Annotated in this window: 14 protein-coding genes; 3 read left to right on the top strand and 11 right to left on the bottom strand. The window is 68.1% G+C overall.

Going from position 1 to position 16342, the window contains the following annotated elements; all coding sequences use genetic code 11:
* Window positions 1–9: 9 nt before the first annotated feature.
* The 9 genes from ccoP to AAG816_RS09410 form a co-directional block, all read right to left on the bottom strand.
* Window positions 10–891, bottom strand: coding sequence for a cytochrome-c oxidase, cbb3-type subunit III (gene ccoP, locus AAG816_RS09450; protein WP_341989353.1), 882 nt, complete (start codon window positions 889–891; stop codon window positions 10–12).
* A 4-nt stretch (window positions 892–895) separates the two neighbouring features.
* Window positions 896–1051 carry a cbb3-type cytochrome c oxidase subunit 3 gene (locus AAG816_RS09445; protein WP_341989352.1) on the bottom strand — a complete coding sequence of 52 codons (156 nt, stop codon included), beginning with the start codon at window positions 1049–1051 and terminating at the stop codon, window positions 896–898.
* Window positions 1052–1054: 3 nt separating this feature from the next.
* Complete coding sequence (ccoO, locus tag AAG816_RS09440) at window positions 1055–1795, bottom strand: cytochrome-c oxidase, cbb3-type subunit II (RefSeq protein WP_341989351.1); 741 nt, start codon at window positions 1793–1795, stop codon at window positions 1055–1057.
* Window positions 1796–1806: 11 nt separating this feature from the next.
* Window positions 1807–3432: a cytochrome-c oxidase, cbb3-type subunit I gene (gene ccoN, locus AAG816_RS09435; RefSeq protein ID WP_341989424.1), complete on the bottom strand. Its 1626-nt coding sequence runs from the start codon at window positions 3430–3432 to the stop codon at window positions 1807–1809.
* 187 nt (window positions 3433–3619) lie between these two features.
* Window positions 3620–4756: an ABC transporter permease gene (locus tag AAG816_RS09430; protein ID WP_341989350.1), complete on the bottom strand. Its 1137-nt coding sequence runs from the start codon at window positions 4754–4756 to the stop codon at window positions 3620–3622.
* Window positions 4753–5727 (bottom strand): ABC transporter ATP-binding protein, encoded by a 975-nt coding sequence (locus AAG816_RS09425; protein WP_341989423.1) that lies wholly within the window; start codon window positions 5725–5727, stop codon window positions 4753–4755. The genes AAG816_RS09430 and AAG816_RS09425 overlap by 4 nt, the downstream gene beginning before the upstream one ends.
* 5 nt (window positions 5728–5732) lie before the next feature.
* Entirely contained in the window at window positions 5733–6728 is a 996-nt protein-coding gene (locus tag AAG816_RS09420; RefSeq protein WP_341989349.1) for an HlyD family efflux transporter periplasmic adaptor subunit, read from the bottom strand.
* The gene (locus tag AAG816_RS09415) at window positions 6725–7357 is read right to left on the bottom strand and encodes a TetR/AcrR family transcriptional regulator (RefSeq protein WP_341989348.1); all 633 of its coding nucleotides are present in this window, start codon (window positions 7355–7357) and stop codon (window positions 6725–6727) included. Before AAG816_RS09415 ends, AAG816_RS09420 begins: the two co-directional genes overlap by 4 nt.
* 224 nt (window positions 7358–7581) lie before the next feature.
* Entirely contained in the window at window positions 7582–8499 is a 918-nt protein-coding gene (locus tag AAG816_RS09410) for a pirin family protein (protein WP_341989347.1), read from the bottom strand.
* Window positions 8500–8969: 470 nt separating this feature from the next.
* Here AAG816_RS09410 and AAG816_RS09405 point away from each other — a divergent pair, with 470 nt between their 5' ends.
* The 3 genes from AAG816_RS09405 (at window position 8970) to AAG816_RS09395 (ending at window position 14492) form a co-directional block, all read left to right on the top strand.
* Entirely contained in the window at window positions 8970–11075 is a 2106-nt protein-coding gene (locus AAG816_RS09405) for a M23 family metallopeptidase (RefSeq protein ID WP_341989346.1), read from the top strand.
* 73 nt (window positions 11076–11148) lie between these two features.
* Window positions 11149–11913 carry an SDR family oxidoreductase gene (locus tag AAG816_RS09400; protein WP_341989345.1) on the top strand — a complete coding sequence of 255 codons (765 nt, stop codon included), beginning with the start codon at window positions 11149–11151 and terminating at the stop codon, window positions 11911–11913.
* Between the two features lie 266 nt (window positions 11914–12179).
* Window positions 12180–14492 (top strand): EAL domain-containing protein, encoded by a 2313-nt coding sequence (locus AAG816_RS09395; RefSeq protein WP_341989344.1) that lies wholly within the window; start codon window positions 12180–12182, stop codon window positions 14490–14492.
* Window positions 14493–14542: 50 nt separating this feature from the next.
* Here the strand turns inward: AAG816_RS09395 and AAG816_RS09390 are convergent, their stop codons facing one another.
* Window positions 14543–15553, bottom strand: coding sequence for a DUF4105 domain-containing protein (locus AAG816_RS09390; protein WP_341989343.1), 1011 nt, complete (start codon window positions 15551–15553; stop codon window positions 14543–14545).
* A 151-nt stretch (window positions 15554–15704) separates the two neighbouring features.
* Window positions 15705–16334, bottom strand: a complete 630-nt coding sequence (locus tag AAG816_RS09385) for a 2-dehydro-3-deoxy-6-phosphogalactonate aldolase (RefSeq protein WP_341989342.1) — start codon at window positions 16332–16334, stop codon at window positions 15705–15707.
* Between the last annotated feature and the right edge of the window lie 8 nt (window positions 16335–16342).

Raw genomic sequence — 16342 nt, 5'->3', positions numbered from 1 at the left:
CGCCTGTGCCTACTGGCCGCCGCCCAGGGTGTGGACGTAGACCGTCAGCGCCTTGATGGTGGTGGGCGAAAGGCGGGTGCCCCACGCCGGCATCACGCCGCCGCGGCCGTTGGTGATGGTCTGGACGATGGTGGCCTTGTCGCCGCCATAGAGCCAGATGCCGTCGGTGAGGTTCTTGGAACCCAGTTCCTGATTGCCCTTGCCATCTTCGCCATGGCAGGCGGCGCAGTTGGTGGCGAACAGGGCGGCGCCCTTCTTGGCGGAGGGCGTGTCGGCGGGCGCAGCCCCGGACAGCGAGCGCACGTAGTCCGCCACGTCCGAGATTTCCGCCTTGGTCAGGATGGCCCCGAAGGCCAGCATGTTGCCCTGGTGGCCGGCGTCGTCACCGGAGCGGATGCCATGGGTGAGGGTGGCGCTGATCTGCTCCAGCGTGCCGCCCCACAGCCAGTCGTCGTCATTGAGGTTGGGGAAGCCCTTGGCGCCGCCACCACCCGCGCCGTGGCAGGGCGCGCAATTGTCGGCGAACGCCACCCGGCCTTCGGCGCGGGCGAGGCTGAGCAGTTCCGGGCTCTTCTCGATGTCCGCCAGCGGCACCGCCGCCAGCTTGGCCGAGGAGGCGGCGCGCAGCTGCTGCAACTCGCTCAATTGCTCCACCACGGCGGAGCGCGAGTGCCAGCCCAGCACGCCGGGGGTGGCGCCGGTGATCAGCGGCCACGCCGGATAGAGCACCCAATAGCCGATCGCCCAGACGATGCAGGCATAGAAGGTGTAGAGCCACCAGCGGGGCAGCGGGTTGTTGAGTTCGCGGATGCCGTCCCACTCGTGGCCGGTGGTGGGGGTGCCCGTCGCGGCGTCCACGGCTCCGTCATGGCTGTCGTGTGCGGTGCTCACGGGATCAATCCTCCTTCAGCGGAATTTGAGAGGCCTCATCGAAGCTTTTCTTCTTCGTCGGCCAGTAGGCGTAAGCACACACGCAGAGAAAGGCGACAAAGAAGTAGACCAAGCCCCAAGTCTGCGCGAATCCTGCCAGTTGCATATAGATTTCACGCATGGCTCACCTCACGTTCGCTTTGTTGTCGTACAGCTTGAAATCCACCTGGGTGCCAAGCTGCTGCAGATAGGCGATGAGGGCGTCCGCTTCCGTGAGTTCACCGGGATTGCCGTCGAAATCACGCGCCTGAGCCTTGGGGTAGCGCTTCTGGAGCGCGTCCACGTCCGCCTCAGGGGTCGCCTGGAGCTTCAGATCGTCCTGGGCACTGGCGATCATCTCGTCGGTGTAGGGCACGCCCTCGACGGCCAGAACCTTCATGTCATTCGCGATGTACTTTGCCGACAGCTTGGTTTTGGCCAGCCACGGATAGCTCGGCATGATCGAGGCCGGGACCAGCGCGCGCGGGTTGTTCAGATGTTCCAGCTGCCACAGGTCCGAATACTTGCCGCCGACGCGGGCGATATCCGGTCCGGTGCGCTTGGAGCCCCACTGGAAGGGGTGGTCGTACATGCTCTCGGCCGCCAGGGAATAATGGCCGTAGCGCTCAACTTCGTCGCGGAGCGGGCGGATCATCTGGCTGTGGCAGTTGTAGCAGCCTTCGCGCAGATAGATGTTGCGACCCGCCAGCTCCAGGGGGGTGTACGGCCGGATGCCGTCCACCTTCTCGATGGTGCTCTTGAGGTAGAACAGCGGCACGATCTCGACGAGACCGCCGATGGAGATGACCACCAGCACACCGAGAAGCAGGAAGATGGAGTGCTTCTCGAAGATGGCGTGCTTGGACCAGATGGACGTCGCGGGCATTGGTGTCTCCGTCATTCGGCGGGCGCGAGGGCGACGCCGCTCGGCTGCGAGACCGTTTCGGCACGATAGATGGTCATGACCACGTTCCAGGCCATGATCAGGGCGCCGGTCAGGAACAGGATGCCGCCGACCGCGCGGATCACATACAGCGGATGCATCGCCTCCACCGTCTCAATGAACGAGTATTCGAGGAAGCCGAGGCCGGTATAAGCCCGCCACATCAGGCCCTGGAGGATGCCGGCCACCCACATCGCCGAGATGTAGAGCACGATGCCGAGGGTCGAGATCCAGAAGTGCCACTCGATGGCCTTCATCGAATACATCTCCTTCTTGTTCCACAGCCACGGGATCAGGCAGTAGATGGCGCCGAAGGAGATGTAGGCGACCCAGCCCAGCGCACCGGAATGCACATGGCCGATGCCCCATTCGGTGTAGTGGCTGAGCGAGTTCACGCTCTTCACCGACATCATCGGGCCTTCGAAGGTGGCCATGCCGTAGAAGGCGACCGCCACCACCATCATGCGCAGCACCGGGTCGGTGCGCAGCTTGTCCCAGGCGCCCGAGAGCGTCATCAGGCCGTTGATCATGCCGCCCCAGGAGGGCATCCACAGGATGATCGAGAAGGTCATGCCCAGGGTCTGCGCCCAGTCCGGCAGCGCCGTGTAGTGCAGGTGATGCGGGCCGGCCCAGATGTAGAGGAAGATCAGTGCCCAGAAGTGGACGATGGACAGCCGATAGGAATAGACCGGCCGATCCGCCCGCTTGGGGATGAAATAGTACATCAGGGCCAGGAAGCCGGCGGTGAGGAAGAAGCCGACCGCGTTGTGGCCGTACCACCACTGCACCATGGCGTCCTGCACGCCGGACCAGACGATATAGGACTTGGGCGAGAACACCGAGACCGGGATCGCCGCGTTATTGAAGAGATGCAGCACGGCGATGGTGACGATGAAGGCGAAGTAGAACCAGTTGGCCACATAGATGTGGGGTTCCTTGCGCTTCAGAACCGTGACCAGGAACACCAGGAAATAGGTGACCCACACCACGGTCAGCCACAGATCCGCATACCATTCCGGCTCGGCATATTCCTTGCCCTGGCTGATGCCCAGCAGATAGCCCGTGCCGGCGATGAGAATGAAGAAATTGTAGCCCAGCACCACGAACCACGGCGCCAGATAGCCGGCGAGCCGGGCATGGCTGGTGCGCTGGACCACATAGAAGGAGGTGGCGATCAGCACGTTGCCGCCGAAGGCGAAGATCACCGCCGAGGTGTGCAGCGGCCGCAGCCGGCCGAACGAAATCCAGGGCAGATCGAAATTGAGGATGGGGAAGGCCATCTGCAGCGCGATGATCACGCCGATCAGGAAGCCGGCAATGCCCCAGAACACCGCCAGCAGGATGCCCACCTTGACCGGGAGCATATTGTAGTTGGGCTTGCCGTCGATGGTCTGGGCCGGCAGTTCGGCCGCGCGATCCATATAGCGGTTGCCGATCACGAACACCGTGGCGATGCTGGCGGCGGCGAACAGATAGGCGTGGAAGGCGTATTCCGGTGTATAGGCCTTCGCGGCCACCACCACCGAGAAAAAGCCGAGCGCGGCGAAGACCACGATCAGGCCGAGTTCTCCCCCTGTCATGCTCTTGGTTGGTGTTTGTAGCGTGGTGGACATTGGCAACCCCTTGCGCCGAGGCGGTTCTGCCGCCAGCGAGCCTCGCCGGGCACCATGCGGGACGGGGGTTGTTTATCCTTGATGTAAATCAAGGGTGGGTGGCCACCCTCCGGGCACGGTTGTCGCAGGGCGCCTCGCGCAAGCCTGGATGTCGTCAGTCCAGGGTCTGGCGGAAGCGCGTCACCGCCACCGCCATGGCCAGCAGCATCAGGCCGGCGAGGATGAAAATATCCATCTGCAGGTCGGCGAAAGTGGCGGCCTTGAGCAGGATGCCGCGCACCATGCGCAGATAGTGGGTGAGCGGCAGGCACTCGGAAATCCACTGCGCCCATACCGGCATGCCGGCGAACGGGAACATGAAGCCGGACAACAGGATGTTGGGCAGGAAGAACATGAAGGTCATCTGCACCGCCTGGAGCTGGTTCTGCGCCAAGGTGGAGAAGGTGTAGCCCACGGCGAGGTTGGCGGTGATGAACAGCAGCGTCACCACGCTGAGCAGGACGACGCTGCCCTCCAGCGGCACGTCGAACAGGATCATGCCGGCGCCGAGGATGAGGACGCCCTGCATCACCCCCACCAGCACATAGGGGATGATCTTGCCGAGCATGATCTCCACCGGATGGATGGGCATGGCCAGCAGGCTCTCCATGGTGCCGCGCTCGGTCTCCCGGGTCACCGAGAGGGCGGTGAAGATCAGCATGGTCATGGTGAGGATGGTGCCCAGCAGCCCCGGCACGATGTTGAGCTGCGAGGTGCCGGCGGGATTGTAGCGCCGGTGCTGCACGATCTCGAACGGCGCGGAGCCGGCCGCATCCACGAACCGCTCGCGCGTCAGCGCGGAGGTGACCACGCCGGACAGCGCCCCCAGCGCATTGCCTGCCGCCACCGGGTCGGTGGCGTCCGCCGCCACCAAGAGCTGCGGCGTCTCGCCCCGGCGCAAGGCGCGCTCGAAGCCGGCGGGAATTTCGATCAGGAACAGCACGTCGCCGCTGCGGATCATATATTCCGCATCCGCCTCGCTAGTCGCCTCGCGGGTGATGGTGAAGAAGTCGGTATTCTTCAGCGCCGCCACGATGGCGCGGCTGACCGCATTATTCTCATGCACCAGCACCGCCGTGGGCAGGTGGCGCGGCGTGGTGTTGATGGCATAGCCGAACAGCACCAGTTGCAGCAGCGGGATCATGATCATGGTGGCGAATGTCACCCGATCCCGGCGCAACTGGATGAACTCCTTGCGCGCCATGGCGGAGATGCGCCGCACGAAGCCGAACAGGGCGCCCGCCCGCGTCATCGGCTGGTGTCCGGCGAGCGGAGCATCAGGTCGATGAACACGTCCTCCAGGGTGGGCGTTTCCTGCGACCAGGCCAGATCCGGGCGCTCCCGATAGGGGGCGATGGCGGCGGCGAGGGTGGCGGGGTCATGGCCGGAGATGTGCAGGCTGATGCCGAACGGCGCCACCATCTCCACCACGGGATCGGCCTTCAGGGCCTTGCCCAGCGCGGCGATGGTGCCTGTGGGGTCGAGGCCCGCCCCCCGCCGGGCTTCCACCACATAGGTGACGAGGCCGGAGCCGGCGATCACGTCCGGCACGGTGCCCTGGGCCAGCAGATGGCCATAGGCGATATACGCGATCTCGTGGCAGCGCTCGGCCTCGTCCATATAATGGGTGGAGACCAGGACGGTGAGGCCCTCGGCGGCCAGCGCATGGATCTCGGCCCAGAACTCGCGCCGGGCCTGGGGATCGACGCCGGCGGTGGGTTCGTCCAGCAGCAGCAATTGCGGCTGCGGCAGGATGCAGGCGCCCAGCGCCAGCCGCTGCTTCCAGCCGCCCGACAGTTCGCCGGCCAATTGCCGCCCGCGTCCTTCCAGCCCGAGGCGCACCAAGGCCTCCTGGGCGGCGGCCTCGGGGCGGGGGACGCCGTAGATCCGGGCGACGAATTCCAGATTCTCGCGCACCGACAGGTCGGTATAGAGCGAGAATTTCTGCGTCATGTAGCCCACATGGCGGCGGATCTCCCGCGCCTGGGTCAGGATATCGAGGCCAAGGCAGGTGCCGCGCCCGGCATCGGGGGTCAGCAGGCCGCAGAGCATGCGGATGGTGGTGGTCTTGCCCGAGCCATTGGGTCCGAGGAAGCCGTAGATCTGCCCGCGCTGGACGCTCATGGACAGATTGTCCACCACCACCCGCTCGCCGAAGGTCTTGCGCAGGCCTTCCACCTCGATGGCGACCGTGGGGGCAGCCACGGGCGGGGCGGCGGTCACGACGGTCACGGGGTCGCCATCACGGCGACGGTGACCGGCTGCCCGGGCCGGGCGGCAGCGGGGTCGCGGGGGCGGGCTTCCACCTGATAGACCAGCTTGGCCCGCTCCTCGCGGCTGTAGATCACCGGCGGGGTATATTCGGCGCTGTTGGAGATGAACGACACATCGGCCACCAGCGGCGGGCAGCCGTCACAGCTCACCGCCACCGGCTGGCCCAGCTTGATCCGGGCCAATTGCGGCTCGGGCACGAAGAACCGCACCTTGATCAGGCCGGGCGGCAGCAGCGACACCACCGGCCGGCCTTCCGGCACCAGTTCGCCGGGCCGGTAATAGAGGGTCTGCACGGTGCCGTCCTGGGGCGCCTTCAGGGTGCGGCGGGAGAGGCGCACGCCGGCGGCATCCAGATTGGCCTGCGCCGTGCCGACGCTGGCGACGGCGGCGGCGATGTCTTCGTCGCGGGAGGCGATGCGGGCGGCATCGATGCGGCGGCGGATCTCGTCCAGGCTGGCCTGGTTCTGGTCGTAGCTGTGCTGGGCGGTGTCGAGATTGGCCTGCGAGGTGGCACCCTTGGGCATCAGGGTCTTCTGGCGCTCCAATTCGATGCGCGAGAGGTCGAGGGCGGCTTCCGCCCGGCGCTGGCCGGCATCAAGAACGGCGATTTCCTCTGGCCGCTGGGTCGCGGCCTTGGCCTTGGCCAGCCGGGCCTGGGCCTCGGCCAGGGTGCTCCGGGCGGCGGCGGCGTCGGCGCGCTGGACGTCGTCTTCCAGGGCGGCGAGGACGGTGCCGCTGGTGACCTTGCTGCCTTCGGTCACCGGCAGGACCAGCACGCGCCCGGCTTCCTGGGGGCCGATATAGAGCAGGTCGCCTTCCACATAGCCGGAGAAGGTGGGCTCACTGGTCGGACCGCAGCCCGCCAGCGCCAGCATCACGCCGCATAGCAGCCCGAAGGCGCGCCGCTTGGGCGGTGGGACGGCATGGCTCGGTCTGCGCGGTGGCGTCATGGCCGCTCTCCGATGGCAAGTCCCTGGAGAAGCGACGTGATGTAGTCGGAGGCAAACGCCCGCGCGTCCAGCGGATGTGTGGCGTTGAACAAGGTGTTCCAGACCAGCGTGGTGAGGAAGGGCGCGATGAACATTTGCGGGTGCCGCAGCAGCGCATCACCGCGGATCTCGCCCCGTGCCACGCCGCGTTCGGCAATGGCCCGCATCACTGCGAGGCCGGGCGTCACCACCTCGCGATAGTAGAAGGCGCCGAGTTCGGGAAAGCGATGCCCCTCGCCGAGCATCAGCCGCAGGATCTGGTTGGCCGGCGGCGACAGAATGCGATCGATGAGCAGATCGGACAGCAGCGGCAGAAGGTCGGCAGTGGTGCCCTCGAACGCCAGCAGCATGTCACTGGCAGCGGCGGGAATGGGGACGAGGTTCTCCTTGATGAGCCCCTCGAACAGCGCCTGCTTGTCGGCGAAATAGAGATAGAGCGTGCCCTTGGCCACGCCCGCGGCGCGGGCCACGTCGTCGAGGCGCGCCGCGGCATAGCCGTGGGCGGCGAACACCTCCAGTGCCGCCGCGAGAATGTCGGCGCGGCGCACCGCTTTGTCGCGGGCGCGGCGAGGGGGGGCAGTGCTGACCATGTCTCACAATAATGACTGACGAGTCAGTCAGTCAAGGCTGATGTGGATCCAGGGTCATGATGGGGTGCCCAGCGTGGTCTGCCGCCTGGCGATCTTTGGCCGCGCATGCTGCTGCGGGCTCCATCCACGGTTGTCTGTTCACCCCCTGCATGCCTTCTCCCCAGCCGCGGCTGGGACCGGAACGCAGCGGGCGCAACGCCCCAGCCTCCCCCCATGGGCCGAGCCTATTCCGGCAGGGGAATGAACTCGCTCTCGTCCGGCACCTGCGCGAAACGGCCGGTCTTCCAGTCTTCCTTGGCCTGCTCGATGCGCTCCTTGCGGGAGGAGACGAAGTTCCACCAGATGTAGCGCGGGCCTTCCAAAGCGGTGCCGCCCAGGAACATCAGGCGCGAGGATTGCAGCGCCGTCACCGTGATGCGGTCGCCGGGGCGGAAGATCAGCAATTGCGGCGCCACGAAGCGATCGCCGGCAATCTCCACCTCGCCATCGGCCACATAGATCGCCCGCTCCTCGGTGTCGGGGTCCAGCGGAGCCTGCGCGCCGGCATCCAGCAGCACTTCCGCATAGAGCCAATCGGACACCATCTGCACCGGCGAGCGCTTGCCGAAGGCGGAGCCGGCGATGATCCGCGCGGTGAGGCCGCAATCCTCCACCACCGGCAGGTCGGCGGCGGCGAAATGCTGGAAGGAGGGATCGATCTCCTCCTGGTCCCGAGGCAAAGCGATCCAGCTCTGGATGCCGGCCATTCTCTGGGTTCCGGTGCGCGCCTCCAGCGGGCTGCGTTCGGAATGGGCGATGCCGCGGCCGGCGGTCATCAGATTCATGGCGCCGGGAGTGATTTCCAGCGCATTGCCCTCGCTGTCCCGGTGCAGGATGCGGCCGTCGAACAGATAGGTCACGGTGGCCAGGCCGATGTGCGGGTGCGGGCGCACGTCCAGCCCATGGCCGGGCAGGAATTGCACCGGCCCCATCTGGTCGAAGAAGATGAATGGCCCCACCATCTGCCGCTTGCCATGGGGCAAGGCGCGGCGCACCGAGAAGCCGTCGCCCAGGTCCCGCACCCGCGGCACCAGCGCCAGTTCCAGGGCATCGCAGGACGGCGCATGGCCGAGGATGGGGTCGGTGGAGGGCATCCAGCTCATGGGGGGGCTCCTGGGCGGGCGGGGCGGCGATGGGGCAGATTACGCCGCCGCGGCGCGGCAGGCGAGAGCGCGGCGTGCGCCGGCACGCGCGGGCCGGACCTTGCGGAAGCCCCACTGACGCCACATTACGGTGGCGCTTTCCCTCGCCGCGGCGCGACAGCGCGCGCGTGGGCGGCAGGGCGCACGCCGCGTCTCGCAGCGGTTGCCGGGACACCGGCGACGGGCTTGCCGTCCGGAGTCATGAAGAGGCGTGCCATGGTCCATGCGTCGCAGGCCGACTTGAAGCCCAAAGCACCGCCCGCCCTTCAGACGGCGGATCGGCCGCGTGGCGCCAGGCCCGGTCGCCGGGTCCGTGCGGCGGGCCGCGGCGCGCCCCGGCGGGTGCTGATGTCCCCTCGTTCTCCTGATGTCATTGTCCGTCCCGCAGCCGGGACGATTGCCGGGTGGACCCACCCCTGACGGCGGCCGCGATGGCGCCGTCTGCGCGTGCGCGCGCCAAGGTCCCGGCGGAGCTATGGGAGGCGCCGCCGCTGGGGCTCGACGGCGCCGAGCATGTGGCGGCAGGCAGCCAACCCGCCCGGCGGCGGTTCAACGCCCGCTGGCTCACCGCCACCGGCCTCATGGGGACGGCGGCGGCGGCGCTCATGTGCGGCGCCCTGTTCGCCGCCATCGAGCGGGACAGCCGGCATGTGGCGCGCCCGATCCTGGCCTCCCGCTTCGCCAGCCGGCGGCCGGTGCCGGACCAGCCCCGGGGCGATCGGCTGCAACCGCATCTCGCCTCCACCGCCCGGCTGGAGCTGAGCCACCAGTTGACCGTGGAACAGCTCGCCGCATCGGGCACCCATATGCGACCCTTCACCCATGTGACGGCCAAGCTGGCGGCGGTGGTGGCCGCGAGCGCCGATCTGCCGCGTCCTGCGCCGCGCGCACCGACCCCGCCGGCCGAAGAACCGGAGGAGGAACCGGCGCCCGCCCCCATCTCCGCCAGCGCAGTGGCCAAGGCCCGCGTCGCCGGACGGCTGGGGGCGGTGGAGCGCACGGCCCATGCCAGCGCGGTGGCGGACGAGGCCATGGCCGCCATCGGCCGTGCCCTGCCCCGCCCGCCGCCGTCGCCCGCCCCCGCGGCAGGGCCTCCGGTTGCCGCCGCCCTGCCGCCATCCCTCGGCGGGGGGCTGGTCGCAACGGATCTGGCGCCGATCCCCAGCGCCTTCGCCGCGCCCGGCTTTGCCACCACCGCCGCGTCCCTGCCCACCGGCGCCATGCCGCCGGAGATTCTCCAGGGCGATTCCCACGCCGCCGCGCCGCCTGGATCCTCCGCGCCGCCGGGGCCTCCTTCCGCAGCGATGTTCGCGGACGACACCGCGGCGCTGGGTGAGCCGGTGAACGTGTCCGTCCTGGCGAAGGGGCCATCCCGCCCCACCGCCCGACAGCGGATGCTGGTGGCCAAGCGCGGCGATACGCTGGATGCCATCCTGGTGGCCGCCGGCTTGCCGCAGCCGGACGCGGAGGGGTTGGCCGGTGCGCTCTGGCGTGCCGCCGGGCATTCCCCCGCCGCCTTTGCCGGTGGCGAGGAGGTGATGCTCACCGAGCCGCAGGACGACACCGCGCCAGCCGATCGCCCGCCGCAGGTGCGCCTGATGCGGGGTGGAGCGACCCTGGCCGCGCTCGCCGCCACCGATGCGGGCGACTATGTGCCGGTGCGACTGGCGCCGCCGCCCGCTCCCTCCCGCGGCGGGACGTCGGCGGGCATCGACCCCGCCCGCCTGGATGGCGTCTCGGTGCGCGACGCGCTTTATCGCCTGGCCGACGCCAAGGTGATGGAGGAGGGACTGGTGGACGCGCTGGTGCGCCTCGCCGAGCACGATGTGGACCTGGATGCGCCTTTGTCCGCCGCCGACAGCCTGGATCTGGTCTATGGCCTGCCCGATGCGGACGCCGGCGAGGACACCCGTCCCGCCGCCTTCCGCGAGGAGATCGCGTTCCTCGCCTTGAATGTGGAGGGCAAGACCCGGCGCTATTATCGCTTCACCACCCCCGATGACGGGGCGGTGGACTATTATGATGAGGGCGGCCGCTCGGTCACCAAGCTGCTGCTGCGCAAGCCGTTCGCCAATGGCCGCCAGGGCGATGGCTTCGGCTGGCGGGTGCATCCCATTCTGGGCGACCGGCGGTTCCACAATGGCGTCGACTTCGTGGGGCCCGCGGGCTCGCCCATCGTCGCCGCCGGGGCCGGGGTGGTGGAGAAGATCGACTACCAGGGCGGCTACGGCAAATATGTCCGCCTGCGCCACGACGGCGGCTATGAGACCACGTATGCCCATGTGGCCGGCTTCCCCGCCGGGCTGAAGGTGGGCCAGCGGGTGCGGCAGGGCCAGACCATTGCCTATGTGGGTTCCACCGGCCTCTCCACCGGGCCGCATCTTTATTATGAGCTGAAGGTCAACGGCCACTATGCCGACCCCACCCGCATCAAGCTGGCCGGCGGTCGGGTTCTCCAGGGCGAGGTGATCACCGCCTTCCAGCGCGAGCGCGCCCGCATGGATGCGCTGGCCGCGGCCGCGCCTGCCAGTCCCTGAGGCGTCGGCCCGCGGCGCTTGTATCGTCGGCGCGGGTCTGGCACTGGGGCGTCTTTCCTCTCCGGATTCCGCCATGACCGTCGCGCGCGCCCATCCTTTTGATCTCACCGGGCGCACCGCCCTGGTCACCGGCGGGGTGAGCGGCCTCGGGTTCGAGATTGCCAAGGGCCTGGCCGGCGCCGGGGCGCGGGTGCTGGTGAACGGGCGCGATGCCGGCCGCCTGTCCGCGGCGGTGGCGGAGATCCGCCAAGCGGGCGGGGACGCCGAGCCCTGCCGGTTCGACGCCGGGCTGGAGGCTGAGATGACGGATGCGGTGGGGGCTGCCGGACCCATCGATATTCTGGTGAATGGTGTCGGCATCCGCGACCGCCGCGCGCTGCTGGACATGGCGCCAAGCGACCTGCGTCATATCATCGAACTGGACCTGGTGGCCCCGGCGCTGCTGTCGCGCCTGGTGGCGCCGGGCATGATCGCGCGCGGCTGGGGGCGGATCATTAACATCACCTCCATCGCCGGCCCGCTGTCCCGCGCGGGCGACACCGCTTACACCACCGCCAAGGGCGGGCTGGCGGCGCTCACCCGGGCCCTGGCGGCGGATCTTGGCGCCCACGGCATCACCGTGAATGCCATCGCGCCGGGCTATTTCGCCACTGCCCCCAATGCCGGCCAGATGGCTGATCCCGAGGTCAATGCCTTCCTGGCGCGGCGCACCTCTCTGGGCCGCTGGGGGGCGCCGGAAGAGATCGCGGGCAGCGCCGTGTTCCTGGCCTCGCCGGCGGCCGGCTACATCACCGGCCATGTGCTTGCGGTGGACGGCGGATATCTGGCGCATTTCTAGATCTGCGACGGCGTTTTCGCGCTGCGCGGCTGAAAAAGATGGAGCGGCAGGTCGGTTCAACCTGACGTCATCCCTCTTGGGGGCGGCCCCGGCGCCCTGTGTTCGGGCGGCGGGTCAGCCGCGTTTTACGGCGCGGCACCGGGATACATGCTCTATGATGGACCCTGAGGGTGTAATCTCGCCGAAATCCAATGGACAATTGGTTTTCGCTCTATAGATGTACAAAATCGGACTAATCGGAAAACCTTGGGGGGAAGGACGCGGGGATGGGCTTATCCCGGCTGAAGCCGCTAACGGGCGAGTTTCACGATCCCGAGCAGGAAGCTGTCTTTCAGCGCCACCGCTTGGCGGAGACGATGCGCCATGCCCGGCTTCTGCTGGCGATGTCCGCCGTCCTGAACACCCTGTTTCTGATCAGCGACTGGCGCTTTTTCGGCGAACCTCACTTCTTCCTGGCAGTACCGGCACGGCTGGTGGTGGTGGCGGGCTCCGTTATTGCCTTCATGCTGGCGGGGCACGCGGCGGATTTCCCGGCCTTGCAGCGTGTGCTCATCGGCTGGCAATGGCTCACCGCCGTGGCGGTGGCGGTGCTGGTCTCGTCGCAAAGCAATATTGCGTTGCTGGTGGTGGTGCTGCTGCCGGCGATCTATTACTTGGCCTTCCCGGTCTCGTTCCTATGGAGCACTGTCAACGGCAGCGCGTGCAGCGTGCTGCTGCTGGTGGCCTATCTGGGCCCGTCTCCCGAACCGCGCAGCGCGTTCGGGCTGGCGCTGGCGGTGGTCATGCTCAACACCGCCCTGATCATCGTGCTGATGCGCGACAACCGGCTGAGCCGGCAGGGCTGGGGGGCCATGCAGGCGGAGCGGCGGGCGCAGGCGGTCTCGACCCGCAGCAGCGAACTGCTGGAAAAGACCTTCATGGCAACCCCGATCCCGCTGTTGATCACGGAGATGAGCAGCGGCCAGATCCTGCGCTATAACGATGCCGGGGTGCGATATTTCGGCGGCACGCCGGAGCAGTTCGAGCTGGGATCGATCAACGATGTCTATCTGAAGCCGGAAGCCCGCGACGCCTTCATCGCCCAGATCCTGAAGCACGGCCAGGTGACCAATTTCGAAACCCAGATCCGCCTCGGCAGCGGCGATATCCGCACGGTGCTGCTGGAAGGCACCACCATCGACATCGATGGCAAGCCCTGCGTGCTGTCCGGGGTGGTGGATATCACGGATCGGCTGGCGGCCGAGCAGCGGGTCCGTCATGCGGCCCGCCACGATGTGCTCACCGGCCTGCCGAACCGCGCCGCCTTCCAGAACGATCTGGAGGCCGCCTATGCCACCGGCGCGATGATCAGCCTGTTGCTGGTGGACCTGGACAGCCTCAAGGATGTGAACGACACCTTCGGGCATGATGCCGGTGACGCGCTGCTGGTGGAAAGCGGCAAGCGGCTTCAGGCCCTGGTGGGGCAGGCGGGACAGGTGGCGCGCCTGGGCGGCGACGAATTCGTGGTCCTGCTCCACGGCTGGGATGCGGACGCGGCCCGCGCCTTGGCGCAGGACATCATCGTCGATTTCCGCCGCCCGCTGCTCTACAGCGCCCGTCCCCTGTTCACCAAGGCCAGCGTCGGCATCGCGGTGCGGGCGGACGGGGAGCAGCCTCCGGGCGAATTGTTGAAGGACGCGGACCTGGCCCTCTATGCCGCCAAGCAGCAGGGCCGCAACCGCGCGGTGTTCTATTCCCCAGCCATGCGCCAAGCGATGCAGGAGCGGGTGCTGCTGCACCGGGCGCTGACCGACGCCGCCGCGCACCAGGCCATCGTGCCGTTCTACCAGCCCAAGATTTCCCTGGTGACCGGCCGCATCACCGGCTTCGAAGCCCTGATGCGCTGGCGCCAGGGGCCGCAGGCCTTCCTGGCGCCGGGCGCCTTCGACCAGGCGTTTGAGGACCCGGACCTTGCCGTTCTGATCGGCGATTCCATGGTGCGGCAAGTGGCGGCGGATGTGCGCGGCTGGGTGGATGCGGGCCTTGCCTTCGGCCGGGTGGCGCTGAACCTGTCACCGGCGCAATTCACCCATCTGGATCTGGGACGTCATCTGCTGGAGCGGTTCGAGACCGCCGGGGTCTCGCCGCATCATTTCGATGCGGAGGTCACCGAGACCGTGTTCCTCGGGCGCCGCGCCGATCATGTGGCGCCGATTCTCGACGAGTTGTACCGGGCCGGCATGCGCATCGCTTTGGATGATTTCGGCACCGGCTATGCGGCGCTGACCCATCTCAAGCAATTGCCCATCGACACCATCAAGATCGACCAGAGCTTTGTGGAGGACATCGAGCGGGATCCATTTGACGCCGCCATCGTCTGTTCGGTGCTGGAACTGGGCAAGAACCTGGGCATGCAGGTGGTGGCGGAGGGCGTGGAAACCCTGGGGCAGGCCCGCTTCCTCCATGCCCGCGGGTGCGAAGTGGCGCAGGGGTTCTTCTATGCCCGTCCCATGCCCGCCGCGCGCCTGCCCGGCGTGTTGGCGGACGAGTGCGAGGCGCTCTTTGCCGCGCGCCTGGGCGAGCTGCACCTCAACTCCTGAACGATCATCCGCCTTTCGCCCGGTGCCAACCATCACGCCGGCGCGCGCCGTCAGGGCGCGATCCCCGGCACACCGGCACGGATGGCCTTCGAAAACTCGGCGGAGGGCTCGGTGTCCGCCGCCTTGGCGCGCGCGGAGAGCTTGGCGCGCTCACGCAGCTCGGGGAAGGGCAGGCTCTGGTCCAGGGCGCCATGGTCATAGGCATAGTCCGGGAAATAGCCCGAGACCATCACCCGCCAGTCCAGCGGCACGCCCGGCTCCACCGCCTTGGCGATCTTGAATACGACCGTGGTGCAATTGGTGGTGGCGGTGTTGTACCAGCGCGGCTTGTCGGCCAGATCGTTGGCTTCGGCCACATAGGCCAGCAGCGCCTCGCGGGCCACCGCCGGCCCGGTGGTCAGGCGGTAGACCCGCAGATCCTCCGGGCGGATATTGGTGCGCAGCCGCACCATGTCGCGCTCGTCCCCGGCCAGGATCGCCAGTTCCGCCTGCTTGAAGAAGCCGGCGATGGCGGAGAATACGTCGGAGCGCCGTCGCCGCATCTCCACCGACCACACCAGATAGCGCCCGTCGGAAAAGCCGAACGACACCATGGTATGGGCGATGGCCTCGCCATCCCAATAATCGGCGATGAGATCCATGCTCACCAGCTGCGACAGATCGTAGGTGCGGACCTCCCAGCGCGGCGTGAAATCGGCCTGGGTCTGCCAGTCGAAATTGCGCACGTCGGTGAGCACGAGGATGTCGCCGTTGATCTCGCCGCGCACGGTGCGCGCCACGTCCGGCGCCCAGTCGCGGGCATTGGACGGCTGGAGGGTGGACCACCAGCCCAGCAGCATCGACACCGCGATCACGAAACTGCCCATGACCCGGTTGCGTGGGGCGATGAACAGCGCCACCAGCAATCCCAGCATCAGCAGCGCCCACGCGATCGCCGCGCCGGTGCGAACCTCCGGCCCGAAGGGGAGGCGGTACCACAGGGCCAAGGTGCCCCAGGCCCCCAGGCCGAGGATCAGCAGCGCGTAGACGAGGAGCAGGAGGGCACGGAGGATGCGACGCATGGGGCCCCGGGAGCTTGAACGCGGCTGGATGCCGCGATGCGCCAGCCTAGAGCGCCGCGATTTGCGGGGGAAGAGATCGAAAGTCGCGTAGGGACAATCTCTGCGCCGCCGCGCCCCTGTCCGCGGCCTGGCAGTTCCGCCGCGCCGTGCCTCAGGCGAAGGCGGCGCGGGCGGCGCTCAGCAGCGCGTGGGCATCGGTTGCCACCGCCGCGGCGCTCTTGCCCGGTGCGTAGAGGGCCGAGCCGATGCCGAAACCGTTGGCCCCGGCCGCGCGATAGGCGGCCATGTTGCCGGCATGGATGCCGCCCACCGGCAGCAGCGGGATGTCCCGCAGCACCGCCCGCCACGCCTTGACGATGACCGGAGGGATGCCTTCCGCCGGGAATAATTTGAGTGCATCGGCCCCGGCGGCCCGGGCGGCGAACGCCTCGGTGGGGGTGGCGACGCCCGGCGTGCAGATCAGGCCGCGGGCCTTGGCGGCGCGAATCACCTCCAGATCCGCATGGGGCATGACGATAATGCGACCGCCCGCTGCGGCCACCGCATCCACGTCGGCGGGGGAGAGCACGGTGCCGGCGCCGATCAGCGCCCGGTCGCCGAACGCCTCCGCCAGCAGGCGGATGGAGACCAGCGGCTCGGGGGAATTCAGCGGCACTTCGATCAAGGTGAAGCCGGCATCCACCAGCGCCGTGCCGATCTCCGGCGCCTCGGCCGGGGTGAGGCCGCGCAGGATGGCCACCAGCGGGCAGGCGGCGAGGGCCTCAGGGAAGGTGAGGGACATGAGTATTC

It is taken from the genome of Azorhizobium sp. AG788, assembly GCF_943371865.1.
Lineage (GTDB): Bacteria > Pseudomonadota > Alphaproteobacteria > Rhizobiales > Xanthobacteraceae > Azorhizobium.
Note: the sequence above shows the minus strand (reverse complement) of the source record. Positions and strands in the feature narration are given on the sequence as shown.

Bases quoted from the DNA above. Each gene is read 5' to 3' on its own strand.
- AAG816_RS09400 (WP_341989345.1), top strand. From the start codon at position 11,149: ATGACCGTCGCGCGCGCCCATCCTTTTGATCTCACCGGGCGCACCGCC.
- AAG816_RS09445 (WP_341989352.1), bottom strand. From the start codon at position 1,051: ATGCGTGAAATCTATATGCAACTGGCAGGATTCGCGCAGACTTGGGGC.
- AAG816_RS09405 (WP_341989346.1), top strand. From the start codon at position 8,970: ATGGCGCCGTCTGCGCGTGCGCGCGCCAAGGTCCCGGCGGAGCTATGG.
- AAG816_RS09420 (WP_341989349.1), bottom strand. From the start codon at position 6,728: ATGACGCCACCGCGCAGACCGAGCCATGCCGTCCCACCGCCCAAGCGG.
- ccoN (WP_341989424.1), bottom strand. From the start codon at position 3,432: ATGACAGGGGGAGAACTCGGCCTGATCGTGGTCTTCGCCGCGCTCGGC.
- AAG816_RS09390 (WP_341989343.1), bottom strand. From the start codon at position 15,553: ATGCGTCGCATCCTCCGTGCCCTCCTGCTCCTCGTCTACGCGCTGCTG.
- AAG816_RS09385 (WP_341989342.1), bottom strand. From the start codon at position 16,334: ATGTCCCTCACCTTCCCTGAGGCCCTCGCCGCCTGCCCGCTGGTGGCC.
- AAG816_RS09415 (WP_341989348.1), bottom strand. From the start codon at position 7,357: ATGGTCAGCACTGCCCCCCCTCGCCGCGCCCGCGACAAAGCGGTGCGC.
- AAG816_RS09410 (WP_341989347.1), bottom strand. From the start codon at position 8,499: ATGAGCTGGATGCCCTCCACCGACCCCATCCTCGGCCATGCGCCGTCC.
- AAG816_RS09395 (WP_341989344.1), top strand. From the start codon at position 12,180: ATGGGCTTATCCCGGCTGAAGCCGCTAACGGGCGAGTTTCACGATCCC.
- AAG816_RS09430 (WP_341989350.1), bottom strand. From the start codon at position 4,756: ATGACGCGGGCGGGCGCCCTGTTCGGCTTCGTGCGGCGCATCTCCGCC.
- ccoO (WP_341989351.1), bottom strand. From the start codon at position 1,795: ATGCCCGCGACGTCCATCTGGTCCAAGCACGCCATCTTCGAGAAGCAC.